The sequence below is a fragment of the Chenggangzhangella methanolivorans genome, assembly GCF_019797865.1.
Lineage (GTDB): Bacteria > Pseudomonadota > Alphaproteobacteria > Rhizobiales > Methylopilaceae > Methylopila > Methylopila methanolivorans.
In genome coordinates this window covers 5,005,027-5,029,689 of record NZ_CP081869.1, presented here as the reverse complement: position 1 = coordinate 5,029,689, position 24,663 = coordinate 5,005,027, and the positions used below count along the sequence as shown (strand labels likewise).

Annotated in this window: 20 protein-coding genes, 1 tRNA gene and 5 pseudogenes; 5 read left to right on the top strand and 21 right to left on the bottom strand. The window is 69.4% G+C overall.

What is annotated here, in order from left to right; translation table 11 throughout:
- Positions 1-26: 26 nt before the first annotated feature.
- The 9 genes and pseudogenes from K6K41_RS26530 to K6K41_RS26490 all read right to left on the bottom strand — a co-directional run bounded on the left by K6K41_RS26530 (position 27) and on the right by K6K41_RS26490 (position 8,020).
- On the bottom strand, positions 27-488 hold the full coding sequence (locus K6K41_RS26530; RefSeq protein WP_261403019.1) for a PAS domain-containing protein: 462 nt from the start codon (positions 486-488) through the stop codon (positions 27-29).
- 318 nt (positions 489-806) lie between these two features.
- Positions 807-1,076 (bottom strand): hypothetical protein, encoded by a 270-nt coding sequence (locus tag K6K41_RS26525; RefSeq protein ID WP_261403018.1) that lies wholly within the window; start codon positions 1,074-1,076, stop codon positions 807-809.
- Between the two features lie 126 nt (positions 1,077-1,202).
- Positions 1,203-1,277: transfer RNA gene (locus tag K6K41_RS26520), tRNA-Glu, on the bottom strand.
- A gap of 13 nt (positions 1,278-1,290) precedes the next feature.
- Positions 1,291-1,482, bottom strand: coding sequence for a hypothetical protein (locus K6K41_RS26515; RefSeq protein WP_261403017.1), 192 nt, complete (start codon positions 1,480-1,482; stop codon positions 1,291-1,293).
- Positions 1,479-2,006, bottom strand: a pseudogene (locus K6K41_RS30030) (exopolysaccharide biosynthesis protein). The gene K6K41_RS26515 and the pseudogene K6K41_RS30030 overlap by 4 nt, the downstream one beginning before the upstream one ends.
- 299 nt (positions 2,007-2,305) lie before the next feature.
- Positions 2,306-4,090, bottom strand: a pseudogene (gene recJ, locus K6K41_RS26505) (single-stranded-DNA-specific exonuclease RecJ); the annotation flags it as partial.
- A 198-nt stretch (positions 4,091-4,288) separates the two neighbouring features.
- The gene (gene glpX / locus K6K41_RS26500; RefSeq protein ID WP_261405836.1) at positions 4,289-5,293 is read right to left on the bottom strand and encodes a class II fructose-bisphosphatase; all 1,005 of its coding nucleotides are present in this window, start codon (positions 5,291-5,293) and stop codon (positions 4,289-4,291) included.
- Positions 5,294-5,403: 110 nt separating this feature from the next.
- A pseudogene (locus K6K41_RS26495) lies at positions 5,404-6,714 on the bottom strand (homoserine dehydrogenase).
- 88 nt (positions 6,715-6,802) lie between these two features.
- On the bottom strand, positions 6,803-8,020 hold the full coding sequence (locus K6K41_RS26490) for an LL-diaminopimelate aminotransferase (protein ID WP_261403016.1): 1,218 nt from the start codon (positions 8,018-8,020) through the stop codon (positions 6,803-6,805).
- Positions 8,021-8,276: 256 nt separating this feature from the next.
- Here K6K41_RS26490 and K6K41_RS26485 point away from each other — a divergent pair, with 256 nt between their 5' ends.
- Positions 8,277-9,497, top strand: a complete 1,221-nt coding sequence (locus K6K41_RS26485; RefSeq protein WP_261403015.1) for a calcium-binding protein — start codon at positions 8,277-8,279, stop codon at positions 9,495-9,497.
- Positions 9,498-9,515: 18 nt separating this feature from the next.
- On the opposite strand, the gene K6K41_RS26480 is transcribed toward K6K41_RS26485, so the two are convergent.
- The gene (locus K6K41_RS26480) at positions 9,516-9,752 is read right to left on the bottom strand and encodes a hypothetical protein (protein ID WP_261403014.1); all 237 of its coding nucleotides are present in this window, start codon (positions 9,750-9,752) and stop codon (positions 9,516-9,518) included.
- 716 nt (positions 9,753-10,468) lie between these two features.
- On the opposite strand from K6K41_RS26480, the pseudogene phaC reads away from it, so the two are divergent.
- Positions 10,469-12,207: pseudogene (gene phaC / locus K6K41_RS30860) on the top strand (class I poly(R)-hydroxyalkanoic acid synthase).
- A 22-nt stretch (positions 12,208-12,229) separates the two neighbouring features.
- On the opposite strand, the gene K6K41_RS26470 reads toward phaC, so the two are convergent.
- From K6K41_RS26470 to K6K41_RS26445, 6 genes are all read right to left on the bottom strand, one after another.
- Positions 12,230-12,655 (bottom strand): type II toxin-antitoxin system HicB family antitoxin, encoded by a 426-nt coding sequence (locus tag K6K41_RS26470; protein WP_261403013.1) that lies wholly within the window; start codon positions 12,653-12,655, stop codon positions 12,230-12,232.
- A gap of 16 nt (positions 12,656-12,671) precedes the next feature.
- Complete coding sequence (locus K6K41_RS26465) at positions 12,672-12,863, bottom strand: type II toxin-antitoxin system HicA family toxin (RefSeq protein ID WP_261403012.1); 192 nt, start codon at positions 12,861-12,863, stop codon at positions 12,672-12,674.
- Positions 12,864-12,924: 61 nt separating this feature from the next.
- Entirely contained in the window at positions 12,925-13,977 is a 1,053-nt protein-coding gene (gene argC, locus K6K41_RS26460; RefSeq protein ID WP_261403011.1) for an N-acetyl-gamma-glutamyl-phosphate reductase, read from the bottom strand.
- A gap of 144 nt (positions 13,978-14,121) precedes the next feature.
- Positions 14,122-15,105: an acrylyl-CoA reductase (NADPH) gene (gene acuI / locus K6K41_RS26455; RefSeq protein ID WP_261403010.1), complete on the bottom strand. Its 984-nt coding sequence runs from the start codon at positions 15,103-15,105 to the stop codon at positions 14,122-14,124.
- Between the two features lie 235 nt (positions 15,106-15,340).
- Complete coding sequence (locus K6K41_RS26450; protein ID WP_261403009.1) at positions 15,341-16,567, bottom strand: MFS transporter; 1,227 nt, start codon at positions 16,565-16,567, stop codon at positions 15,341-15,343.
- A gap of 146 nt (positions 16,568-16,713) precedes the next feature.
- On the bottom strand, positions 16,714-17,220 hold the full coding sequence (locus tag K6K41_RS26445; protein WP_261403008.1) for a hypothetical protein: 507 nt from the start codon (positions 17,218-17,220) through the stop codon (positions 16,714-16,716).
- A gap of 255 nt (positions 17,221-17,475) precedes the next feature.
- Here K6K41_RS26445 and nadA point away from each other — a divergent pair, with 255 nt between their 5' ends.
- The 3 genes and pseudogenes from nadA (at position 17,476) to nadC (ending at position 21,225) form a co-directional block, all read left to right on the top strand.
- Complete coding sequence (gene nadA, locus K6K41_RS26440; RefSeq protein ID WP_261403007.1) at positions 17,476-18,552, top strand: quinolinate synthase NadA; 1,077 nt, start codon at positions 17,476-17,478, stop codon at positions 18,550-18,552.
- A 201-nt stretch (positions 18,553-18,753) separates the two neighbouring features.
- Positions 18,754-20,371, top strand: a pseudogene (locus tag K6K41_RS26435) (L-aspartate oxidase).
- Positions 20,368-21,225: a carboxylating nicotinate-nucleotide diphosphorylase gene (nadC, locus tag K6K41_RS26430; protein ID WP_261403006.1), complete on the top strand. Its 858-nt coding sequence runs from the start codon at positions 20,368-20,370 to the stop codon at positions 21,223-21,225. Before K6K41_RS26435 ends, nadC begins: the two are co-directional and overlap by 4 nt.
- Here nadC and K6K41_RS26425 read toward each other — a convergent pair.
- The 5 genes from K6K41_RS26425 to rplM all read right to left on the bottom strand — a co-directional run bounded on the left by K6K41_RS26425 (position 21,205) and on the right by rplM (position 24,590).
- The gene (locus K6K41_RS26425; protein WP_261403005.1) at positions 21,205-21,510 is read right to left on the bottom strand and encodes a hypothetical protein; all 306 of its coding nucleotides are present in this window, start codon (positions 21,508-21,510) and stop codon (positions 21,205-21,207) included. The genes nadC and K6K41_RS26425 overlap by 21 nt on opposite strands.
- A gap of 195 nt (positions 21,511-21,705) precedes the next feature.
- Positions 21,706-22,125 (bottom strand): hypothetical protein, encoded by a 420-nt coding sequence (locus tag K6K41_RS26420; protein ID WP_261403004.1) that lies wholly within the window; start codon positions 22,123-22,125, stop codon positions 21,706-21,708.
- Positions 22,122-23,114 (bottom strand): agmatinase, encoded by a 993-nt coding sequence (gene speB / locus K6K41_RS26415; RefSeq protein ID WP_261403003.1) that lies wholly within the window; start codon positions 23,112-23,114, stop codon positions 22,122-22,124. The genes K6K41_RS26420 and speB overlap by 4 nt, the downstream gene beginning before the upstream one ends.
- A 517-nt stretch (positions 23,115-23,631) precedes the next feature.
- The gene (gene rpsI, locus K6K41_RS26410) at positions 23,632-24,108 is read right to left on the bottom strand and encodes a 30S ribosomal protein S9 (protein ID WP_261403002.1); all 477 of its coding nucleotides are present in this window, start codon (positions 24,106-24,108) and stop codon (positions 23,632-23,634) included.
- 2 nt (positions 24,109-24,110) lie between these two features.
- Entirely contained in the window at positions 24,111-24,590 is a 480-nt protein-coding gene (gene rplM / locus K6K41_RS26405; protein ID WP_261403001.1) for a 50S ribosomal protein L13, read from the bottom strand.
- Positions 24,591-24,663: the final 73 nt, after the last annotated feature.

Sequence of the window (24,663 nt, the reverse complement as noted above, 5' to 3'; positions counted from 1 at the left end):
GAGCGCCCTTTCGGACGCTTTCAGGTTCAGGCTCCGGTCTGAACCGGCCCCTGGAGGTCTGTGACGCGGGCCTCGAGCTCCGAGATCCGCTTGCGCATGTCTGTTTCCTTGGCCCACCGGTCGGTCTCGTCCCGAACGATCGCGGCGACCCCTGAAGGCTTTCCGTCGGACCCGAACAGCATTCCGACGGTAAATGCGATCGACAGCTTGCGGCCGTCCTTGTGCAGCGCCGGCACCTTCAGCAATTCGCCGTCGCCATACCGGGTCTCCCCGGTCTCCATCGACTTCGCGTAACCGTCCCAATGGCGTTTGCGGTGACGCTCGGGCGTGATGATGTCGAGCGTCTCGCCCATCGCCTCGTCGGCGCTGAAACCGAAGACGCGGCTCGCCGCGTCGTTCCAGACGACGATGACGCCGTCGGCGTCCGACACGATCACCGCGTCGCCGGCGTTCGCCACAAGGTCGTCAATGCTTATCGCTTCCGACATCGGACACCGATCCGCTGACCCGAGGACGCTTCGCGAAGGGCGGCGCGCCGCTGATCTCGACCACCGTCCCTAGAACGGCGCTAAGATTGGTATTTGGTATGCCACCGACCGAGGCACTGTCAAGCGCGGCGCAGCCCAAGGCTGCGATGGGGAGTCGCGATGTGAACAGGCCTAAGATCGACCCGAACGCCGGTCGATCAAGCGCCGGACGGTCATGATCCGCAGCCGCCTTGCTCATCTGACGACGCTTCCGGCGAGCTTATGACGGGCAGGCCTGCCCGCATTCGTCTACGGCCGGGCGAACGTCGCTCGGGCGAGTCAAAGCCCAAGCGGCGCGCACTTCACGCGGACGACGTGTTCGTCATCTTCGCGCTCTTGCTTCGCGCCATCGTCCTCCGCCTTGAGACGGCTGAGGCGATCACGCGCGAGCCGGCAGATCTCGGCGTTCTGGGCGCGCTGCTCGGCGCGTTCGGCTTCGGCGGCCTGCTCGAGCGTCGGACCCGACGGCTTGATGTCGAGGATCCCGAACGCCAGCAAGGCGCCGAAGGCGCAGGCGATGCCGATCGCGATCTGGGCCGATGTCTTCATGCGGCGCGGTCCGGCGTCGGCCGGTCGAGAACCGGCAGCTCGACACCCTCAACTACGCCTGCGCGCGCAGCCGTCAATCATGGGCCGCGCACGACGGTTAAGACAAAACGGGAGGCTGAAGGCCGGTGGCGCGCTCTACGGGAGTCGAACCCGTCTTTTCAGCGTGAAAGGCTGACGTCCTAACCGATAGACGAAGAGCGCGTGCGCCCGCGCTTCATACGGAGGTTCGGCGGGGGCCGCAAGCCGCGAGGCGAGGCCTGTGGATCAGAAGCCGAAAAGACAGCAGCGGTCCGCCGAAATACTGCAATCCCGCGGTGACCACGCCTGCGAACAGGCCGAGGATCACAAAACTTCCGATCGTGGCCGCCCAGCCGACGCCGATCGCGGCTCCGTCGCTTTCGATCATGCCGAGCGCGAAGCCGTGATCGCGACCGCGGGCGGCATGTTGCCGAGGGGAATCGGCAGCGTGAGGATGATGGACAGGATGAAGCAGGCCGCCCCCGTCAGCCGGTCGGCGAACGGCGTGGTGAGCAAGCGGGACGCGCGGCTTGAGCAGGCGCTCGCACTTCTTCACCCACGGATCGATCTTGGCCGCGAGCGTCCGGAAGTCCTCGCGCTTCAGGGACCGTCGGTGATGAGCTTCGGCAGCCAGAGCACCGGGCGGCCGCTCATCAGCTGGAACGCGATGAAGAGCAGCGGGCTGCCGAGAATCGCGGAGGTTCCGGGCGGCATCGGCAGGGCGTTGGGCAGCGCGAAGACGAGGAGAAGCGCCGAAGGCCCGATCGCCGAAGGCGTGGAGGATCTGGCCGACGCTGACGCGCGGGCTGTCGCCGGCGGCGAGATCGGCGAGCACCGCGGAAAATCCGCGCCTGTGCGGCGGACCGGGCTGCGCCTGCGGGTCGTGCGGGTCGCCGTCGTACGGGTCGCCATGCGTCGGCCGGTCGGGCTCGCCCTGGCTCGAGAGGGTCGGCCCGCCTTCCGGCGAGGAGGTCGGCTCGTCTGTCGCGGCGTGGGGGCGGCTGGCGAGATCGGTCAAGGCGGTCCTGAGGCTCCGGGGTCTGAGGCCCGATCACGGCCTCGGCGGGCCGCCTTCGAACAACACCAAAATCATGAACAACGCATGGCGCTGCAAGACCACGTGGCGCATCGCGGGCGTCAGACAAGCGCGGCGGGGCGGCGCGACGCGCCTCAGGCTTCGGCGGACGCGGCGTCGATGAGGCGCAGCGAGGCTTTTCGGAGCCGCCCCAACGGTCGATCGTGAGCGCGCCGGCCGCATGCACGAGGGCGCCGCGGCGGGCGAGCAGCGCGCGTCCGAGATCGGTCTCGGCCGCCCGGAACGCGATTCGCCCGACTGCGGAGCCGTCGCCGCTTCGAAGCCGCAGCCGGACATGCCCCTGCCCCACGACGTCGGCCGACGCGACGGTGTGGGCCGCAAGCGCCAGCACGGGCTCGGGCGCCCCCCGCCGAAGGGCCCCGCCCGGTCGAGTTCGCGGACAAGTGCGGGCGTCGCGGCCGCGGCGGTCAGCGCCGCGTCGATCTTGAGAGAACGGTCGCCGCGCGACGCCGACACGGCGGTCGCGAGCCTCCCTCGAGGAACGCCCGGAAGGCTCCGAGCCGGTCGGCGCGGATGGTGACGCCCGCCGCCATCGCATGGCCGCCGCCCTTGACGAGCAGGCCCTCCTCCACCGCCGCGCGCACCGCCGCGCCGAGATCGACGCCCGGCACGGAACGCCCCGAGCCGTGCCCACGCCGTCGGGTCCCACCGCCACCGCGAAGGCCGGGCGCCGGAACTTCTCCTTCAGCCGCGCCGCCACGAGGCCGACGACGCCCGGATGCCAGCCCTGCCCCGAAAACGACCGCGACCGAGGCCCCCTCGCCGTCGAGGCCGAGCGCCGCGTTGGCCTCGGCCTCGGCCTCGGCCAGCGTCTCGCGCTCGATCGCCTGCCGCTCGCCGTTGAGGCGATCGAGCTCGGCCGCCACGCGCCGCGCCTCCTCGTCGTCCGTGCAGAGCAGCAGTCGAGCCCCGAGCCCGGCGTCGCCGACCCGGCCGCCGGCGTTGATCCGCGGCCCGATGAGATAGCCGAGATGGTAGGGGCTCGGCGGCCCGTCGAGGCGGCTCGCGTCCATCAGCGCCGCAAGCCCGAGGCGGGCGCGCGCGCGCATCGCGATCAGGCCCTTGGCCACGAAGGCGCGGTTCAGCCCCGTGAGCGGCACGACGTCGGCCACGGTGCCGAGCGCCACGAGGTCGAGGCTCGCGAGCAGGTCCGGCTCGCCTCCGCGTTAGACCAGAAGCCGCGGCGGCGAAGCTCGCGGGCGGTCGCGACGATGGTCATGAAGACCACCCCGCAGGCCGCGAGATGGCCGAGGCCCGAGAGATCGTCCTGCCGGTTCGGATTGACGAGGGCGACGGCCGGCGGCGCCTCCGCGCCCATCTGGTGATGGTCGAGCACGACGACGTCGAGCCCGCGGGCGCGGGCGTGGCCGAGCGCCTCGTGGCTCGTCGAGCCGCAGTCGACGGTGACGAGCAGGCTCGCGCCGTTCTCGGCCAGCCGGTCGATCGCGGCGGCGTTCGGCCCGTAGCCTTCGAAGATCCGGTCGGGGATATAGATCTCGACGGCGAGCCCCGCCTGCCCGAGGAAGCCGGCGATGAGCGCCGAGGACGTCGCCCCGTCGACGTCGTAGTCCCCGAACACCGCGACGCGCTCGCCGCGCTCGGCGGCGTCGGCGAGCCGCGCGGCCGCCGCGCCCATGTCGGTCAGCTTATCGGGGTCAGGCATGAGGTCACGGATCGCCGGAGCGAGGTAGGCCTCGGTTCCCGCGCTCGAGACGCCCCGTCCGGCAAGCACGCGGGCGAGCAGATCCGACAGGCCGTGGTCCCGAGTGATCTCGGCGGCCGAGGCGCGTCCGCGCGCGTCGAGCCGGTCGCGCCAGATCCGGTCGCCGAAGGATCGCTCGACGCCGAGAAAAGCGTCGCTGCGCGGAGCCTGCGACAGCAGCACGGCGGCCGCGGTCATGGCCGCGAGGCCCCGGACCGGCAGTGGCACGCGCGAGTCTTCATGACGCGAATCATAGCTGCGCATCGGCGCGAAGAGAATCGAGGAGCCGAGGGAAGCTGTGGATGTAGACGGCCGGTTTCGCAGAAGCGGCTCTCAGAAAGCGCTGGCTACGCCCCGGACAAGCCGGGTGGATGGCGGCGGCGGTTCTGGCGCGGCTCAGCCGAGATGGAATTTGTCGGTCGAGCGATGCTCGCCCTGGATCCGACGGATCGTTCCCGAGGACGAGCGCGTCACGATCGTGTCGGTGAAGATCGCGCCCGCGCCGAAGCGCACGCCCGCGAGCAAGCCGCCGTCGGTGACGCCGGTCGCGGCGAAGAAGACGTCGCCGCGGGCCATGTCGTCGACGCCGTAAAGACGGTCGAAGTCTTTGATCCCGAGGTCCTGCGCGCGGCGGCGCGCGTCCGGCTGGTCGAGGATGAGCCGGCCCTGCATGAAGCCGCCGATGCACTTCAGCGCGGCCGCCGCGAGCACGCCCTCGGGGGCGCCGCCGGAGCCGAGATAGATGTCGACGCCGGTCTCGTCGGGGCGCGCGACGTCGATGACGCCGGAGATGTCGCCGTCGCTGATGAGGCGGATCGCGCAGCCGGTCTCCCGCACCGCCTCGATCAGCCGCGCGTGGCGCGGGCGGTCGAGGATGCAGGCGGTGATCTCGGAGACCGAGACGCCCTTGGCCTTGGCGAGGCGACGCAGATTGAGCGCGGGTTCGGCGTCGAGATGGACCGTGTCGGGCGCATAGCCCGGCCCGATCGCGATCTTGCTCATGTAGACGTCGGGCGCCTTGAGCAGCGTGCCGGGCTCGGCGATCGCGACGACCGCGATGGCGTTCGACTGGTTCTTGGCGCAGAGCGTCACGCCCTCGAGGGGATCGAGCGCGATGTCGACGCGCGGCCCGGTGAGGTCGCCGAGCTCCTCGCCGACGAACAGCATCGGCGCATGATCGCGCTCGCCCTCGCCGACCACGACCTCGCCGTGGATGGCGAGCCGGTTGAGTTCGCGCCGCATGGCGTCGACGGCGGCCTGGTCGGCGGCCCGCTCGTCGCCCCGCCCGCGGAACCGGGCGGCGGCTACAGCGGCGCGCTCCGTCACCCGCACGATCTCGATCGCGAGCGACCTGTCGACGATCTCGCCCGTCGACACGGAGGGGGGTTCGGCGCCCTTCATCGGGGCAGCCGGGCGCTTGACCGAAGCGTTCTTGGCCATCGGCCCGTTCCTCCCGCGCGGTTTTTTATCCGCGCATGACGCCTCCGCTCTGTCGGCGAGGCCCGCGCCCCTCAGCGCTTCTCGATTCTTATCACCTGAGGGACACCATCGATATGACCGTCCGCCTCGATGGCGTCCAGCGCCCGGCGCAGCGCGGCCTCGTTGGTGGCGTAAGTAATTAGGACGACGGCGACGGGATCGGCGCTCGGCCGATCAAAGTCCGGCTCGCGGCCGCGCTGGACGATGGAGCGCAGCGAGATGCCCTGCTCGGCCATCCGGGTCGCGATCGCGGCCGCGGCGCCGGGACGGTCCAGAACCGACAGGCGGATGTAGTAGCCGCCCTCATGCGTGCCCATCGGCGCGCGGGTCGGGCTCGTGAGTTGGACGGCCGGAATTCCGAAGACCGGCGTGCGGATCCCGCGGGCGATGTCGACGATGTCGGCGATGATCGCCGAGGCGGTCGCGTCGCCGCCGGCGCCGGGGCCCGCAAGCACCAGCGCGCCGACCGCGTCGCCGTCAATCTCGACCGCGTTGGTCACGCCGTCGACGCGCGCGATCGCGCTGTCGCGCGGAAGCATCGAGGGGTGGACGCGCTGCTCGACGCCCTCCGGCCCCCGGGTCGCGATGCCGAGCAGCTTGACGCGATAGCCGAGCTCCTCGGCCATTTCGAGATCGAGCGGCGTGATCGAGGTGATGCCCTCGACATAGACCCCGTCTGCGTCGGTCTCCACTCCGAAGGCGAGCGAGGACAGGATCGCGAGCTTGTGCGCGGCGTCGTGGCCGCCGACGTCGAAGGTCGGGTCCGCCTCGGCGTAGCCGAGCCGCTGGGCCTCGGCGAGGCACTCGGCGAAGCTCAGGCGGTCCTTCTCCATCCGGGTCAGGATGTAGTTGCACGTCCCGTTGAGGATGCCGAAGACGCGACTGACGCCGTTGGCCGAGAGGCCTTCGCGCAAAAACCTTGACCACCGGCACGCCGCCGGCGACCGCCGCCTCGAAGCCGATGGCGACGCCCGCCTCCTCGGCCGCGCGGGCGAGCTCGACGCCATGCTTGGCGAGCAGCGCCTTGTTGGCGGTCACCACCGGGCGGCCGGCCTCGATCGCGTCTCGACGCAGGACTTGGCCGCCCCGTTCGCGCCGCCGATCACCTCGACGACGAGATCGACGTCGCGAGAACGCGCGAGCTGGCTCGGATCCATGTGCCAGGCGACGCCGTCGAGCTTGAGCCCACGGTCGCGGCCCTTGTCGCGCGCCGAAACGGCGGTCACGACGACGGGCCGCCCGGCGCGGGCGGCGATCAGCTCCGCCTTCTCGTTCAGAATGCGGACCACCGACGATCCGACCGTGCCGAGACCGGCCACGCCGACCTTGAGGGGTTCGGTCATCAGCTTATTCCGTCCAAAGCGAGAAAAGCCTCGCCCGGCACGGCGTCGCGTCCGGGAGAGGTCGAAACCGCCCCCGGAAAGCTTGGGATTACCGGGCGGCGGCGAGCGGGACGACGTTGTGCAACGTCTCGTCCGCGGTTTCAAGGAAGCGCCGGATCGAACGGGCGGCCTGCCTGATGCGGTGTTCGTTCTCGACCAGAGCGATGCGCACATATTCGTCGCCGTGCTCGCCGAAACCGATGCCGGGGGCGACCGCGACCGAGGCCTTCTCGACGAGGAGCTTCGAGAATTCGAGGCTCCCGAGCGGGCGGAACTTCTCCGGGATCGGGGCCCAGGCGAACATCGAGGCCCTGGGGCTCGGCACCGGGAATCCCGCGCGGCCGAACGAATCGACCATCACGTCGCGCCGCTTCTTGTAGATGTCGCGCATCTCCGCGATGCAGTCGTCCGGCCCGTTGAGCGCGGCGGACGCCGCAACCTGGATCGGGGTGTAGGCGCCGTAGTCGAGATAGGACTTCACCCGCGCGAGCGCCGCGATGAGCCTCTCGTTGCCGACCGCGAAGCCCACGCGCCAGCCCGGCATCGAATAGGTCTTCGAGAGCGAGGTGAACTCCACCGCGACGTCGATCGCGCCCGGCACCTGCAGGATCGAGGGCGGCGGCACGTCGTCGAAATAGATCTCGGAATAGGCGAGATCCGACAGCACGAAGAGATCGTGCTGCTTCGCGAAGCGGATGACGTCCTTGTAGAAGTCGAGGTCGGCGACCTCGGCCGTCGGGTTCGACGGATAGCAGGTGATGATCGCGATCGGCTTCGGGATCGAGTGGATCACCGCGCGCTCGAGCGCATAGAAGTATTCCGGCCCCGGCGTCGCCGGCACGTTCCGGATGACGCCGCCCGCCATCAGGAAGCCGAAGGCGTGGATCGGGTAGCTCGGGTTCGGCGCGAGCACGACGTCGCCCGGCGCCGTGATGGCCTGCGCCATATTGGCGAAGCCTTCCTTCGAGCCGAGCGTCGCGACCACCTGCGTGTCCGGATTGAGCTTCACGCCGAAGCGGCGCTCGTAATAGGCGGCCTGCGCGCGGCGAAGGCCCGGAATGCCCTTGGAGGCCGAATAGCGGTTCGTGCGCGGCTTGGTCACCGCCTCGACCAGCTTGGCGTTGATGTGGTCCGGGGTCGGAAGGTCCGGATTGCCCATGCCGAGATCGATGATGTCGGCGCCGGCCTTGCGGGCGGCGGCCTTCACGCGGTTGACCTGCTCGAAGACGTAAGGCGGAAGCCGGCGGACTGAGTGAAATTCGGTCATGGCGCTGTTCGATGGTTCAAGGCGGCGGCTCTCGGGGAGAACGGCCGCGCCCGAATCTTGAGGGCTTTAGCTTACCGCGAAGTTGCGGGCAAACATGAGGCGGACGGCGAAACGCGTCGCCGATCGCCATAGCGAAGCGTTTACGCTGATGCCAAAAAAACAACGCCAAGCTTTGCAGCCGTTCGTCAAATCGAAAGGGCTGAAAATTAGACGAAGAGATGACGCGTCAGAACCGTAGAAACGGAAGGATCCCGTGATGGCCCATGTCGTTCTGAAGGGTGGCTTCAGCGCTTATCTCGATTTTGGCGCGCCGAAGGGCTCCGTTTCGGAAACCGGCAAGGGACTGTCGTGGAAAGCCGCCTACGGCGACGAGGCGATCAAGATCAAGACGGTAGGCGGCGAAATCGACCCGAAGACGGGCGAGGTCTCCGGTTCGATCAGCGCCTACACGATCTATGACGCCGACGGGAAGGCGCTCTTCACGATCAAGGGCCTCGACGTTCCCGCCGCGCTTCTCCTGAAGGGCGGAACGGAGGCCTTCTACGACCTGATCTCGGCCGGCGACGACCTCTTCGAGGGCGGCAAGGGCGACGACGACCTGCGCACCGGCGCGGGCGACGACACGCTGCGCGGCGGCGCCGGCGACGACACGCTCTTCGGCGGCGCGGGCTCCGACCTTATCGACGGCGGCGAAGGCCGCGACCTTGCGAACTTCTCGGACCAGACCCAGGGCGGCGACGTCAACCTCTCGACCGGACTGGCCACCTTCGGCGAAGACGTCGACACGCTGGTCTCGATCGAGGACGTGGTCGGCTCCTCGTTCAGCGACCTCATCGTCGGCAGCACCGGCGACAACATGCTTTCGGGCGGGGCCGGCGACGACTCGCTCTTTGGCGGCGGCGGCCGCGACGAGCTGTTCGGCGGGTCGGGCGACGACGTGATGTTCGGCGGCAAGCACGCCGATCTCGTCAGCGGCGGCGAAGGCGACGACTATCTCGCGGGCGAAAGCGGGAACGACGTGCTCCTCGGCGGGACCGGCTCGGACACGCTCGACGGCGGCTCCGGGAACGACGCGCTCAAGGGCGGCAAGGGCGACGACGTCCTGATCGGCGGCAAGGGGAACGACACGCTCGAAGGCGGTTCCGGCCAGAACGGACTCGACGGCGGCGCCGGAAACGACGTCTTCATCTTCACGAACGGCCGCGACTACGTCACGACCGGCTCGGGGTCCGACGTCCTCCTCGTGTCGCGCGGCGGCGCGCAGGTTCAGGTGTCGGATTTCGAGCTCGGCGTCGACCACGTCGCGATCGACGTGAAGAACCCTGGCGCGACCTCGATCGACGCCGTGATCGCGTCCGGCGACCTCAAGATCTCGGGCGAAGACGGTTTCACCGTCATCACCTTCGGCAAGACCGAGATCGTGCTGAACGGCGTCGACGTCGACGATTTCTCCAAGGACGACCTCTCGCTCGTCTGAGCGAGGCCGCCCGCGAAATCAGCGCCGCTGGGCCTTGCGCGCCTCGAGCTCGGCCCGCAGCCGCCGCTGCTCCTCGGGCGACTTCAGCGTCCGCCCGCCGTCGCCCGGCGTGCTGTTGAGATCTGGATAGGCGACATGCTCGGGCGGCGGCGGCAGGCCGCGGTCGCCCTTCGGTCCGTAAGCGCTGCAGGCGCCGAGCGACGCTGCGGCGGCGAGGACCGCCGCGGCGAGGACGGCTTTCCGGAACTCGATCATCGGGCGCTCTCGGCAGGGCGGACGGGCGGGACGTTCTTTTTGCCGAGACGGACGAACCGCCTCGACCGTGGCGCGACGCGCCGCTTGCGCCTATTGTCACGGAGCGACGTCACGAAGCAACCCGCGGACCGGCCGATCACGATCTCCGTCTGTCGCAACCGCGGGATTCCTGTTGGGGAGGACCGCGTCCTATGGGCCGAAGCGCGCTGAAACGGCGCCCGGAACCTGTCGAAGGCGAAGCGCCGAAGCCGGAGACGGCCAAGCCTTCGACCAAGACGCGCGCCCGCGCCGCCGCCAAGCCGGCTCCCGCCGCGCCGGACAAGCCGGCCGCCCGCAAGCGCTCCGCAAAGCCCAAAGCGGCGGCGACGAAGCCCGAGCCCCAGGCGGCCAAGCCCAAGGCTTCCGCCTCCGAGCCCAAGACCGCAGCGGCTGCGAAGCCTGCAGCTCCCGCCAAGACCCGTTCCGCCGCGCCGAAGGCGAAGCCGGCCGCCAAGGCCGAAAAGCCCTCCGGGGCGGCCAAGCCCTCGCCGAAGCGTGGCGCCGGCAAACCTGCGGAAGCGAAAGCCGAATCGACGCGCCCCGCGCCGGCCGCCGCCCCGCAGCCGGAAAAACCTTCGGCCGCGTCCGCGCGCCCTTCTGGCGCGGGCCAGGACGCCGGCGACGGCGCGCCCGCAAACCCCTTCCTCACGCCCGAGGTCGAGGCCTTTGCGGCCAACATGGCGCGGCTCTGGGAGGAAGGCGGCAAGGCGATGTCCGCCTATATGCGCCCGCGCGAAAGCGGGCGACGTCCCCCGACGCCGAACAACGCCGAGGTCGTCGACATCGCCCGCACGCTCGGACAGGTGGTCGAGCGGTGGATGAAGGATCCGACCCGCGTCGCCGAAGCGCAGCGGGCGTTCACGAGCGGCTTCATGGAGCTGTGGGCGGGAACGCTCAAGCGTCTTTCGGGCGAGGAGGCCGAGCCGGTCGTCCGGCCCGATCCCAAGGACAACCGCTTCAAGGACCCGCAGTGGAGCGAGCATCCGGTCTTCGACTTCCTGAAGCAGGCCTATCTGCACGCCTCGAACTGGGCCGACCGCATGGTCGAGGAAGCCGACGACCTCGACCCAATCACGCGCCACAAGGCGACGTTCTACGTGAAGCTGCTCTCGGGCGCGGCTTCGCCGTCGAACTTCCTGCCCACCAATCCGGAGCTCATCCGCGAGACCATCACATCGAAGGGCGAGAATCTCGTGCGCGGCATGCGGATGCTCGCCGAGGACATCGACGCCGGCGCGGGCGACCTTCGAATCCGCCAGACCGACCCCTCCAACTTCGAAGTCGGCCGCAACCTCGCGGTGACGCCCGGCAAGGTCGTGTTCCGCAACCACCTGTTCGAGCTGATCCAATACGCCCCGACCACCGATGGCCCGCACGCGCCCGCTCGTGATCGTGCCGCCCTGGATCAACAAGTTCTATGTGCTCGATCTGACCCCCGAGAAGAGCATGATCGCCTGGGCGGTGTCGCAAGGCCTCACGGTGTTTCTGCATCTCGTGGGTCAATCCCGACTCTAGCCACGCAAGGCTCGGCTTCGACGACTACATGCGCGACGGCGTCATGACCGCGGTCGACGTCGCGCGCGAGATCTGCGGAACCGAACAGGCCGACACCATCGGCTATTGCGTCGGCGGCACGCTCCTTTCGGTGACGCTCGCCTATATGGCGGCGGCCGGGGACGACCGCATCGCGTCGGCCACGCTCATGACCACGCAGGTCGACTTCACCCATGCGGGCGACCTGAAGGTGTTCGTCGATGAGGACCAGATCTCGGCCGTCGAGGCCAAGATGGCCGAGTCAGGCTATCTCGAAGGCTCGAGCATGGCCAACGCCTTCAACATGATCCGCTCGAACGACATGGTCTGGCCCTATGTCGTGAACAACTACCTGCGCGGGCGCGCGCCGTTCCCGTTCGACCTGCTCTACTGGAACTCGGACGCGACCCGGATGCCGGCCGCCAACCACTCGTTCTACCTGCGCGGCTGCTACCTCAACAACGATCTCGCCCATCGCCGCATGAAGGTCGGCGGCGAGCTGCTCGATCTCAGCAAGGTCAAGATCCCGGTCTATCACCTCGCGACGCGCGAGGATCACATCGCGCCGGCGAAGTCGGTGTTTTTGGGCGCGCAGCTGTTCGGCGGGCCGACCCGCTTCGTGCTCGCGGGCTCGGGCCACATCGCGGGCGTGGTCAATCCGCCGGCCAAGATGAAGTACCAGCACTGGGTCGGCGGCGACGTGAAGGGCGAGCTGTCGCACTGGCTCGACGGCGCCGAGGAGCGGCCGGGCTCGTGGTGGCCCGACTGGCGCGCCTGGCTCGCCGCGATGGACGCGACGATGGTTCCCGCGCGCACGCCGGGCGACGGCCCCTACCCCGCGCTGGAAGACGCGCCGGGGAGCTATGTGAAGGTGAAGAGCTGACCGGCGGCGTGTCCGTCCGCCGTCAGACCACGCCCGCCAGGATCTTGTCGCGGGCGGCCTGCGCCAGAAATGCGGAGCGCGTGAGGCCGCGCGCCTCGGCCGCGGCGTCGATCTGCTCGACAAGGTCACGTTCGATCGAGACGTTCACCCGCACCGTCCGGCCCCCATCGGCGAGAAGCGGCACGACGATCGCCGCGGCTCCGGCCGCGATCGCGGCTCGCACGTCCGCCGAGTTGATCACCTCGTCATAGGCGCGCGGTTCCGGCGTCGGCATCCCGGCCGTCTGAAGCGCCTCGACGTGATGGCGAAGCGCCCGTCCGGCCGCGCTGATGACGTCCTCGAACTCGTCGGCCGCCCCATAGGCTCCGGGCGCGTCCGGGAACCACACCCCAAAGGCGCTGTCCTCGTCCTTCTCGATGACGCCGACGAAGTATCGCTTAGCGTTCATGCATCCTCCGCGGCGCTCATGTCCGCCATCCGGCGTCCCGATAGATCCGGCGGACGAGGCCGACGGGCAGGTCCTTGCGCGGATGCGGCACCGTGATCAGCAGCGGGTTGGACGTATGCTTGAACGTCTGATGGCTGCCGTCCTGCGAAACAGGCGTCCAGCCGTCCGCTTTCAGCAGCGCAATGAGCTTTCGACTGTTTCGCTCCACATCGCCGCCCGATCATTCGTGTGTAACAATATACACACTCAGAACCGCGACGCCAAGCGGCTCACGGGAAGATCGCGAGCTGCCCGAGGCCTTCGGTCGCCTCGAACCCCGCCACGAGGTTCATGTTCTGAACCGCCTGACCCGACGCGCCCTTGACGAGGTTGTCGAGCGTCGAGACCACGATGGCGCGGTCCGGGCCGCGATCCGCCACCACGCCGAGCTGGACGTTGTTCGACCCGCGCACATGCCGCGACTGCGGCGCCTTGCCGAAGGGCAGCACCTTCACGAACGGCTCGCCGTAATAGGCGGCCTCGAGCGCCGCATGCAGCGCTTCCGCCGTCGCGCCGGCCGCGAGCGTCGCGGTGATGGTGGCGTAGATGCCGCGGTTCATCGGGATCAGCAGCGGCGTGAAGGTCGCGCGCGCGGTGCGGCCCGCGGCCTTGTCGAATTCCTGGTCGAGCTCGGCGGTGTGCCGGTGCTTGCCGACGCCATAGGCGTGCACGCCCTCGGAGACTTCCGAGAACAGCATCTCCTCCTTGGCCGCCCTGCCCGCCCCCGACATGCCCGTCGCCGAGACGATCGAAATCAGGTCCGGCTCGATCAGCCGCTCGCGCAGCAGCGGGACCAGCGGCAGGATCGAGGTCGTGGAGTGGCAGCCGGGATTGGCCACCAGCTTCGCGCCCTTGATCTGGTCGCGATAGAGCTCGCTGACGCCGAACACCGCGTCTTTCTGGAGCTCCAGCGCCTGATGCGGGTGGCCGTACCAGGTCGCGTAGGCCTCAGGATCGGCGAGGCGGAAATCGGCCGAAAGGTCCACCACCTTGATCGAGGGCTTCTTGGCGAAGAGATCCGCGATCACCTGTTGGGTGGTGCCGTGCGGCAGCGCGCAGAAGACGAGATCGATCGCTGCGAGATCGACCTCGGCGATGGTTGTGAGCCGCGGCAGATCGAGCGCGGCGAATTGCGGGAAGACGTCCGCCATCGCCTGGCCGGCCTTGCGGTCGGCGGTGAGCGCCTTGAGCGCGACCTTCGGATGGCGCGCGAGCAGACGCACGAGCTCCGAGCCGGTGTAGCCCGAGGCGCCGAGGATCGCGACGTTCAGAAGGTCGGTCATGATCGTTCCTGCTTCGCCGTCATCCCGGCCGCTGCGAAGCGGAGAGCCGGGATCGTTCTCAATGGTGGGCGCATCTCATAGACGCGCTTCATCCGGATGACGATCCCGGATCGGCCTGCCGGCCGTCCGGGCTGACGCTTCGGATCAGATCTCCACGACCACGCGGCCCCGGACCTTGCCGTCGATGATGGCGTTGGCGGTCGGCACGATCTCGTCGAACGAGATCGTCTTGGTGATCGAGGCGAGCTTCTCGCGATCAAGATCCCTGGCGAGCCGTCCCCAGGCCTCGATGCGGATGGGTTTGGGCACCGTCACGCTGTTGACGCCGAGCAGCGAGACGCCGCGCAGGATAAAGGGCGCGACCGAGGTCGGCAGGTCCATGCCGGCCGCAAGCCCGCAGGCCGCGACCGCGCCGCCGGACTTGGTCTGCGCGATGGCGTTGGCGAGCGGCACGGAGCCCACCGAATCCACCACGCCGGCGTACTTCTCCTTCTGCAGCGGCTTTCCAGGCGCTGCGAGTTCGTCGCGATGGATGATCTCGCTCGCGCCGAGCGCCTTCAGCCAGTCGCCCTCTTCCGGTCGGCCCGTCGAGGCGACGGTGTGGTAGCCGAGCTTGGCGAGCAGCGCGATCGCCACCGACCCGACGCCGCCGGCCGCGCCCGTCACGAGCACCGGCCCGCGCTCGGGCGTCACGCCGTGGCGCTCAAGCGCCATCACGCAGAGCATCGAGGTGTAGCCGGCGGTTCCCACCGCCATGGCGTCGGCGGCCGACAGCCCGTCGACGAGCGGCACCAGCCAGTCGCCCTTCACCCGCGCGCATTCGGCGTAGCCGCCGAGATGGGTCTCGCCGACGCCCCAGCCGTTCAGCACCACCTCGTCGCCGGCCTTGTACTCGGGGCTTTCGGAGGCCGTCACCACGCCCGCGAAGTCGATGCCCGGGATCATGGGGAAGCGGCGCACCACCGGCGACTTTCCGGTGATGGCGAGGCCGTCCTTGTAGTTCACCGTCGAGTGAGTGACGCGCACCACGACGTCGCCTTCCATCAGTTCGCTTTCGGGGAAGTCGACGACGGACACGGTCTGGCCGTCGTCGGTCTTGTCGATGCGAAGCGCGCGGAAGGCGGACATTTGGGCTCCGGAGGAAAGGTTTCGGATGGGCCGCTAGATAGGCGCCGCGGCGGGAAATTCAGCCCGCGGCCAGTGAATGGCCGTCATCCCGGCCGAGCGGAGCGAAAGCCGGGATCGTTTTCCGGAGAATAGCCCGAACCTCAGTCGTCATCCTCCGGCGAGCCGCCATCGGGACGCGATCCCGGCTTGGGCTTCGGGCCGTCCGGGATGACGCCCCAGCGCCCCCTCCCCGCCTTCACGCCGTCGCCGGGCGCTCCACTGCGCGCTCGCGGATCGGCAGGTTGACCAGCGCCGACATGATCGAGAGCGCGATCGCGATCTTCCAGATCAGGTCGTAGTTCCCATAGGCCTCGTAGAGCTCGCCGCCGAGCCAGACGCCCATGAACGAGCCGATCTGGTGGCTGAGGAACACCACGCCGTAGAGCATCGTCATGTAGCGCGTGCCGAACATCGTCGCGACGAGGCCCGAGGTCGGCGGGATGGTGGAGAGCCAGAGCAGGCCGATGCCGGCGCCGAAGATGAGCGCCGTCGTGGGCGTCACCGGCAGGGCGATGAAGCCCGCGATCAGGATCGCGCGGGCGAAATAGATCGCCGCCAGGATGTGGCGCTTCGGCATGCGGCCGGAGAGAACGCCGGACGACAGCGAACCCGCGATGTTGAACAGCCCTATCAGCGCCAGCGCCCAACCGCCGACCTGGGGGCTGATGCCCTGGTCGATCAGGAACGGCGGCAGATGCGCGGTGATGAAGGCGAGATGGAAGCCGCAGGTGAAGAAGCCGATCACCAGGAGCCAGTAGCTCGGCGTCGCGAAGGCCTCGCGCAGCGCCTCGCCGATCGTCTGGTCGCGGACCGTCACAGACGCGTCCGCCACCGGCCGGGTCGCAAGCGGGATCGAGAGCGGCAGGACGAGCAGCATCAGGCCGGCGAAGATCAGCACCGTGGTCTGCCAGCCATAGGCGCCGACGAGCGTCGAGGCGAGCGGCGTGAACAGGAACTGGCCGAAGGAGCCGGCCGCCGTCCCGAAGCCGAAGCCGAGCGTGCGCCATTCGGCCGGCAGCAGCTTCCCGAAGGCCCCGATGACGATCGAGAACGAAGCGCCGGAGAGCGCGAAGCCGATCAGGACGCCGGCCGACAGATGCATCGCGCCCGGCGCGCTCGACAGCGGCATGAGCGCGAGGCCCGCGGCGTAGAGCAGCCCGCCGACGATCAGCACGGGCCGCGCGCCGTAACGGTCGGCGAAGCCGCCGGCGAAGGGCTGGCCCACGCCCCAGAGCAGGTTCTGGATCGCGAAGGAGAGCGCGAAGACGTCGCGGCCCCAGCCGTTGGTCTCCGAGATCGGCGTCAGCAGCAGGCCCGCGGTCGCGCGCGGGCCGAAGGTCAGGCACGCGATGGCGCAGCCGCAGAAAATGATCAGCGGCAGGCTCGTGGCGGCTGCGGGCCGCGCGGCGGGCGTCTGGGACATGGGGCCTCCCGAAAATCGGAAGGCAATCTAGCGGCCGCCGCGCGCTTTCGCCCATGAAAAGGCGTCATGCGTCGGATCGCTGCGGCGAATGCCGGCGCGAGCGAGATCGAAGGCGTCGGACCCCGGAGGGCGCCGGTCCGCCTCGATCAGTTCTCCAGCTCTTCGCCCGACACGCTGCAGCTCGCGGCGACCGGCGGCGCGTTGAGCCGCGAGATCTGGATCGCGGGGCGCCAGTTGTTCGGGATGACCCAGAGCGTGTCGACCAGGAAGTTGAGGACGATCTGGCCGGGGCCGGCGAATTCGGACTGCATCGGGGCGAGGTACTGGCCGGCGATGAAGTTCTTCTGGTTGTCCGACAGCCGGCCGAGCACCGCGCCGGTGACCTCCTTCGAGGGCGAGCCGCCTTCCGAGGTCAGGATCGTGCAGGAGGCCTTCATCACTTTCAGCGGCCCGCGCGTCATCGTGCTGAAGGCGACCGTGCAGGGCGTCGAGTCGGAGGTGTCGCAGCTGTTGGTCGCGAACTGCTGATAATGCGAGCCGAAGCGTTGCGGCTGGCCGATCGTCTGGGCGTCCGCCCGCCCGCCGAACGCTCCGAAAGCCGCGACGGCGGCGGCCGCCAAGGCGAGCGCCGAAACCTGTCGATTTTCTGTCATGACGCCGGCTTCCTCATGAGCTTCCACGACGACGTCGGAGCTCTTGAGGCCGATACTCTCCGGAATTCTTAGTCCGGCGTATCCGCATGACTACGTAGGCCGTTGGTCGTCGCGCCGGGCGGACGGTCGTGGCCGCGTCACGATTTCGACCTCATGACATTTCTTTGTCGTCCGCCCTTCAAATCCGCTTCGATCCCAACTATCATAGTTATGCTCAGAACGAGCATATGGTTCGGTTGATCATTGGAGGACGCCATGTCCCCGCTCGCCGCCTCTCAGCTTTCCGCCCTCTCGCCGGCCGCGCCAGCGCCGCGAAGGTTTCAGCCTGTGGCGATGCCGTCGCTTGAATGGACGCCGGAGGTGGAGGCCGCCACCGCGCATCTCTACGAGCGCGTCAAAACCGTCGTGCCGCCCGTCGAGTGGCCGTTCTTCGCCCCGTACGTGAAGGCGATCAACGAGCTGAAGAAGGTCCGCAACGCCGTCATTCTGGCCCACAACTACCAGACGCCGGAAATCTACAACTGCGTCGCGGACGTGGTCGGCGACAGTTTCGCGCTCGCCCGCGAGGCGACCAAGACCGACGCCGACGTGATCGTGCAGTGCGGCGTGCACTTCATGGCCGAGACGTCGAAGATCCTGAACCCGAACAAGACGGTTCTCATCCCCGACAGCCGCGCCGGCTGCTCGCTCGCGACCTCGATCACCGCCGAGGACGTCCGCGAACTGCGTCGCCGCCACCCCGGCGTTCCGGTCGCCGTGTATGTCAACACCACGGCGGAAGTGAAGGCCGAGGCCGACATCTGCCTCACCTCCGGCAACGCCGTTGAGGTGGTGGAGTCGCTTGGGAGCCCCGAGGTGATGGTGCTTCCGGATCAGTATCTCGCGATGTGGATCGCCACCCAGACCAAGGTGAAGATCATCACCTGGCACGGCGCCTGCGAGGTGCACGAGCGCTTTACCGGCGCGGAGCTGCGCTCCTATCGCGAGGCCGATCCGGACGTCACGATCCTGGCCCATCCGGAATGCCCGCCGGACGTGATCGCCGAGGCCGACTTCACCGGCTCGACCGCCAAGCTCGCCGACTTCGTGAAGCTTCAGAAGCCGAAGAAGGTCGTGCTCGTGACCGAGTGCTCGATGGCCGACAACATCATGTCGGAATCGCCCGAGACCGAGTTCGTGAAGCCCTGCAACCTCTGCCCGCACATGAAACGGATCACGTTGCCAAAGATCCTCGAGTCTCTCGTGCATATGCGCGAAGAGATCATCGTCGATCCCGCGGTCGCCGACCGCGCCCGGCTCAGCGTCGAGCGGATGGTCAATCTGAAGATCTGAGGCGGGAGGCGTTTCGGAGCAGCGAACCGCCTGCTTCGAGACGCCTGCTCCGCAGGCTCCCCGGCTTGAGGAGCGATCGGCGCTCCATGACCGGCCCGCGATTCGAAGCCTCAGCGACCCCCATGCTCAGGAGCCGGCCGCAAGGCCGCCGTCTCGAAGCACGCAGTTCGCTCCCGCAGCTTGAAGCGGAGTAGGACACCAATGACCGACGCCCCTTCCCTCGTCTCTCCCGACGACTTCGCGCCCCAGTCCTGGGCGGGCGCGGACGACGTCGTCATCATCGGCGGCGGGCTCGCGGGCCTGTTCTGCGCGCTGAAGCTCGCCCCCCGTCCCGTCACCATCCTGACCGCCGCTCGGCTCGGCGACGGCGCCTCGTCCGCCTGGGCGCAAGGCGGGATCGCGGCCGCCGTCGGCCTCGGCGACAGCGCCGAAGCGCACGCCGCCGACACGATCGCGGCCGGCGCCGGCATCGTCGACGAGGCGATCGCCCGGCTCATGACCTCCGAGGCGCCTGCGCGGATCGCGGACCTGCTCTCCTACGGCGTCCCCTTCGACCGCGACCTCGAGGGCAAGCTGCTGCTCTCCCGCGAGGCCGCCCATTCCGAGCGCCGGATCGTGCGCGTCAACGGCGACCTCGCGGGCCGCGCCATCATGGCGGCGCTCGTCGCAGCGGTGCGCCGCACGCCGTCGATCCGCGTGCTCGAAGGCCTTGCGGCCGAGGAGCTTCTGGCGGAAGGCCGCTTCGTCACCGGCGTCGTCGCGCGGCCGGTCGGCCAGCCGCTCGCCAAGCCCGTGGCGGTCGCGGGCCGGTCCGTCGTGCTCGCCTCGGGCGGCGTCGGCCATCTCTACGCGGTCACCACCAACCCGCCGGAAGCGCGCGGCGCGGGTCTCGCCATGGCGGCGCGCGCGGGCGCGGCGCTCGCCGACCTCGAATTCGTGCAGTTTCACCCGACCGCGATCGCGATCGGGCGCGACCCTGCGCCGCTCGCGACCGAAGCGCTGCGCGGCGAAGGCGCGATCCTCGTCGACCCGGACGGGCGGCGCATCATGGACGGGTTGCACCCCGATCTCGACCTCGGCCCCCGCGACGTGGTGGCCCGCGGCGTCTACCAGGCCGCGCGCAACGGCGGCGCCTTCCTCGACGCCCGAGCGGCCGTCGGCGAACGCTTCGCGACGCGGTTCCCGACGGTCTACGCCGCCTGCATGTCGGCCGGCGTCGACCCGGCGCGCGAGCCGATCCCGGTCGCGCCCGCAGCGCACTACCACATGGGCGGGCGTGTTGACCGACGCGAACGGCCGCACCTCGCTCGACGGGCTGTGGGCCTGCGGCGAGACCGCCTCGACCGGCGCGCATGGCGCGAACCGCCTCGCCTCCAATTCGCTGCTCGAGGCCGTGGTGTTCGGCGCGCGCATCGCGGAGGACATTTCGGGCATCGCGCCGCTCGCCCCGGCGCCGGCACGCGTGACGGGCGAGCGCGCGACGCTCGCCTCCGCCCCGGCCGACGACGGAGCCGCGGCGACGCTGCGCCGGACGATGACCGAGAATGTCGGCGTGGTGCGCGACGGCCCCCGGCTCGCCCGGGCGATCGAGACGATCGATCGCCTGCGCCGCGGAGCGCGCTCGGCCGACCTCGCCAACATGGCGACCGCCGCCCTGTTGATCGCGATCTCGGCGGAGCGGCGGCATGAGAGCCGCGGCGCGCATATGCGCTCGGACTTCGACGTTCCGCGCGAGGAGTGGCGGCGCCGCTCCACCATCACGCTCGGCGAGGCGCTCGACGCCCTCGGCGCGCCGGCCGCGGAGCTCGCCGCCTCGTGACCCGCCCCGCCCCGCTCGACCGGCTGTCGGTCGCCCGCGCGGTCGAAGCCGCGCTCGCCGAGGACCTCGGCCGCGCCGGCGACGTCACCAGCGCCGCCACCATTCCGGCCGACGCGCAGGCGCGCGTCGCGATCGTCGCGCGCACGCCTGGGCGGCTCGCCGGGCTGCAGCTCGCCGAAGCCGCCTTCGCATCTATCGAGCCGGCTATTCGCTTCGTCGCCGAGCGCTCTGACGGCGACCGCCTCGAGCCGGGTTCGGTCGTCGCGCGCATCGAGGGACCGGCCCGCGCGGTGCTGACCGGCGAGCGGACGGCGCTGAACTTCCTCGGACATCTGTCGGGCGTCGCGACCCTCACGGCCGTCTTCGCCGACAAGATCGCGCATACGGGCGCGAAGATCTGCGACACGCGCAAGACGACGCCCGGGCTCAGGGTGTTCGAGAAATACGCGGTGCGCTGCGGCGGCGGCCAGAACCACCGCTTCGGCCTCGACGACGCGATCCTCATCAAGGACAACCACATCGCGGTCGCGGGCGGCGTCGAGGCGGCGCTTCGGGCCGCCAAGGCCCAGATCGGGCACCTCGTGAAAATCGAGATCGAGGTCGACACGCTCGATCAGCTCGACCGCGTGATCTCGGAGGGCGCGGACGCCGTGCTGCTCGACAACATGGATCCCGCGACGCTGCGCGAGGCCGTCCGTCGGGTCGCCGGCCGCATGACGACGGAAGCGTCCGGCACCGTCTCGCTCGAGACCGTGGCGGCCATCGCTGAAGCCGGCGTCGACCTGATCTCGGTCGGGCGCATCACCCATTCGGCCCCGACCCTCGACCTCGGGCTAGACGTCGCGCTCGTCTGAGAGTTCGTCGATGTGCTCGTCCACGGCCGCGATGGCGCAGTCGAGGCGGCTGATCCCGAGATCGTCGGCGAGTTCGTCACGCGCGTAACGCATCATCGACCGGCAGAGCTTCAACCCGCGCAGGCGCGAACCGCGCCAGGGCGTCGCCGCAAACGCGCCATCCGGATCGAGAATGTCCGCGACGTCGGGCGCGACCGTCCGCGCCACGCCGACGATCTGCGAGACGAAGGCGTAAAACTGCTCGCTGGGCGCCGCGCGGCCCGCGCGCGTCCGTCCTCCCGACATGACATTTCCCTGCACCGCATTCGCAACCGGAGATAATCGTCATGGTCGCGACGGATGCAATCTGGAATCGGAGGAAATCCACCAGAGGCGACCTCTGGCCGCGCATCGCCGCATCCCTCGAGATTTGCGGTCGAGCCGTCGGTCACATGGGCTTTCCCGCATTCGGCGTCGCCACTCTTCAGCCGCGCAACCGCGTCATAGCGCGGGCGCCGGACCGTTCGGGCGCGGCAAGGGCGCGGGGTGGACGATGGGGGCGGCGGCGCGAGGGGGCGCGGCGGCGAAGCCGCGCTTGGTCAGCAGCTCGCGCCAGTAGTCCTCCTTGGCCGCGCCGCCGAGCGACTTCAGCTTCGTGGCCTCCTCCGCCTCGAGCGGCACCAGCTTGTAGCCGCGCGCGCGCAGGCAGGCGTAACGCTGGCTGAAGCGGTCCATCGGCGGAGAGGCCTCGCCGCCGATGCTGACCGATACGCCGCTGCGCTCGGCCTCCTCGGCGCAGGACATCTCGTCGATCTCGGCGTCGCTCGGGCCGGCGCCCGACCGCATCCAGACTTTTTCGCCGGCGCAGGCGGAGAGCGCCAGCGCAGCCGCCGCGACAGCCGCGATCCGACGCGCCCTCACGGCGCGATCCTCTTCCCTGCCCGCTTCCGCTCGGCGAGCAGGCCGAGATAGAGCTGCCCGAGATGGGCGGCGGCGAGCGAGGTCACGCCCGCATGGTCGTAGGGCGGCGACACCTCGACGACGTCGAAGCCCTTGAGGTCGAGCGCGCCGAGCCGCCTCAGGCACTGCAGCGCGAAGGCCGACGACACCCCGCCCGAGACCGGCGTGCCGGTGCCCGGCGCATAGGCCGGATCGAGGCAGTCGATGTCGAAGCTCACATAGACGGGCTGGTCCTCGACATGTCCCAGGATGCGGCTCGCGGTCGCCATCGGCCCGAGCTCGTCGGCGAGAAAGCCGTCGACGATCGAGATCCCGCAATCGGTCGGCGCATGGGTGCGGATGCCGATCTGGATCGAGCGCTCGGGGATGATCAGCCCGTCGCGCACCGCGCGGGTGATCATGGTGCCGTGGTCGATGCGGCTGCCGTCGTCGTCCCAGGTGTCCTGATGGGCGTCGAACTGGACGAGCGCGACCGGCCGGCCGAGCTTTTTCACCAGCGCCTTCAGCACAGGGTAGGTGAGGAAGTGGTCGCCGCCGAGCGTGACGAGATGGGCGCCGGCCGCATAGCGCTCGGCCGCCTGCGCCTCGATCGCGGCCGGCATCTGCTCGATGCGGCCGTAGTCGAGCGAGCAGTCGCCGGTGTCGACCACCGCGAGATCGCCAAAAATGTCGAAGCCGAACGGATAGGCCGGATCGCCGCACATGATGGTCGAGGCGTCGCGGATCGCGCGCGGTCCAAAACGCGTGCCCGGCCGGTTCGACACCGAAGTGTCGAGCGGCACGCCCCAGACCGCGACTTCGGCCCCCTCGGCGGACAGGGCGTAGGGGCGGCGCAGGAACGAAACGGCGCCGGCGTAGTTCGCCTCGCTCGACTCGCCGAAGCGGCGCTTGGGGTCCAGGGCGTCGTCGATCGGGCGGGGATGAAGCGGATCGGCGTTGAGGGCGGCCATCGAGGTCTCCGTCATCCCGGCCGAAGCGCAAGCGGAGAGCCGGGATCGTTCTGAAGGACGGGGCTCTGATAGCAGCGCCGCCGCCCCTTGTCCCGACCTCGAGCCGGGACAGTGAACCGAGACGGATCAAGGTCGGAACGCGAAGCGATCGAGCTCTCGCTTTCGGCCGCGTCGGTTCTGGGTTCCGGCTCAAGGCCGGAACAAGGATCTCGCGCCCCGTCCGGAAGAGGATCCGAGAACCGCGCCGCCGTCGTCCCGGCCTTGAGCCGGGACCCAGAACCGAGACGGATCAAGATCAGAACGGGGAACGATCGATCTCTCGCTTTCGGCCGCGTCGGTTCTGGGTTCCGGCTCAAGGCCGGAACAAGGATCGCGCGCCCGTCCGGAAGAGGATCCGAGAACCGCGCCGCCATCGGCAGGCACGACGCGTCCGGCCGTCCCCGGAAACGCAAAAGGCGGGCCCCTTGGGGGCCCGCCTCTCCGGCACGCAAAACCTGATCCGGCGTTTGCGTGAGTTTTAGCGCTTCGAGAACTGGAAGCTGCGGCGAGCCTTGGCGCGGCCGTACTTCTTGCGCTCGACGACGCGGCTGTCGCGGGTGAGGAACCCGCCCTTCTTGAGGACGCCGCGCAGTTCCGGCTCGAAATAGGTCAGGGCCTTCGACAGGCCGTGGCGCACCGCGCCCGCCTGACCCGAGAGGCCGCCGCCCGCGACGGTGACGATGATGTCGTACTGGCCCGCGCGGTTGGCGACGCCGAGCGGCTGCTCGAGGATCATGCGCAGCACGGGCCGCGCGAAGTAGACCTCGAGGTCACGCTTGTTGATCGTGACCTTGCCCGAACCCGGACGGATCCAGACGCGCGCGACGGCGTTCTTGCGCTTGCCGGTCGCGTAGGCGCGGCCCTGGGCGTCGACCTTCTTGACGTGTTTCGGGGCTTCCTGGGTGGTCCCGAGGGCGCCGCCGAGCTCGCCGAGCGAGGAGATGTTCTCGGCCATGTTCAGGCGCTCCGCTTGTTCTTGCGGTTGAGGGCGCCGACGTCGAGAGAGGTCGGCTGCTGGGCCTCGTGCGGATGGCTCTCGCCCGCATAGACCTTGAGGTTTCCGAGCTGCTTGCGGCCAAGGGGCCCGCGCGGGAGCATGCGCTCCACGGCCTTCTCGATCACGCGCTCCGGGAAACGGCCGTCGAGGATCTGGTGCGCCTTGCGCTCCTTGATGCCGCCCGGATAGCCGGTGTGCCAGAAGTAGGACTTGTTATCGCGCTTGCGGCCCGTGAAGTGGACCTTGGACGCGTTGACCACGATCACGTTGTCGCCGTCGTCGACATGGGGCGTGAAGGAGGCGAGATGCTTGCCGCGAAGCCGCATGGCGATGAGCGAGGCGAGACGGCCGACCACGAGGCCCGACGCGTCGATCACGACCCACTTCTTCTCCACGTCGGCGGGCTTGGTCACGAAGGACCGGGCCGGCTCAGGTCGCATAGGAGGAACCCTTGGGATGAGACAAAAGAAATGCGCGGGAACCAGTCCCGCGCGACGGAGCGGTTGATACGCC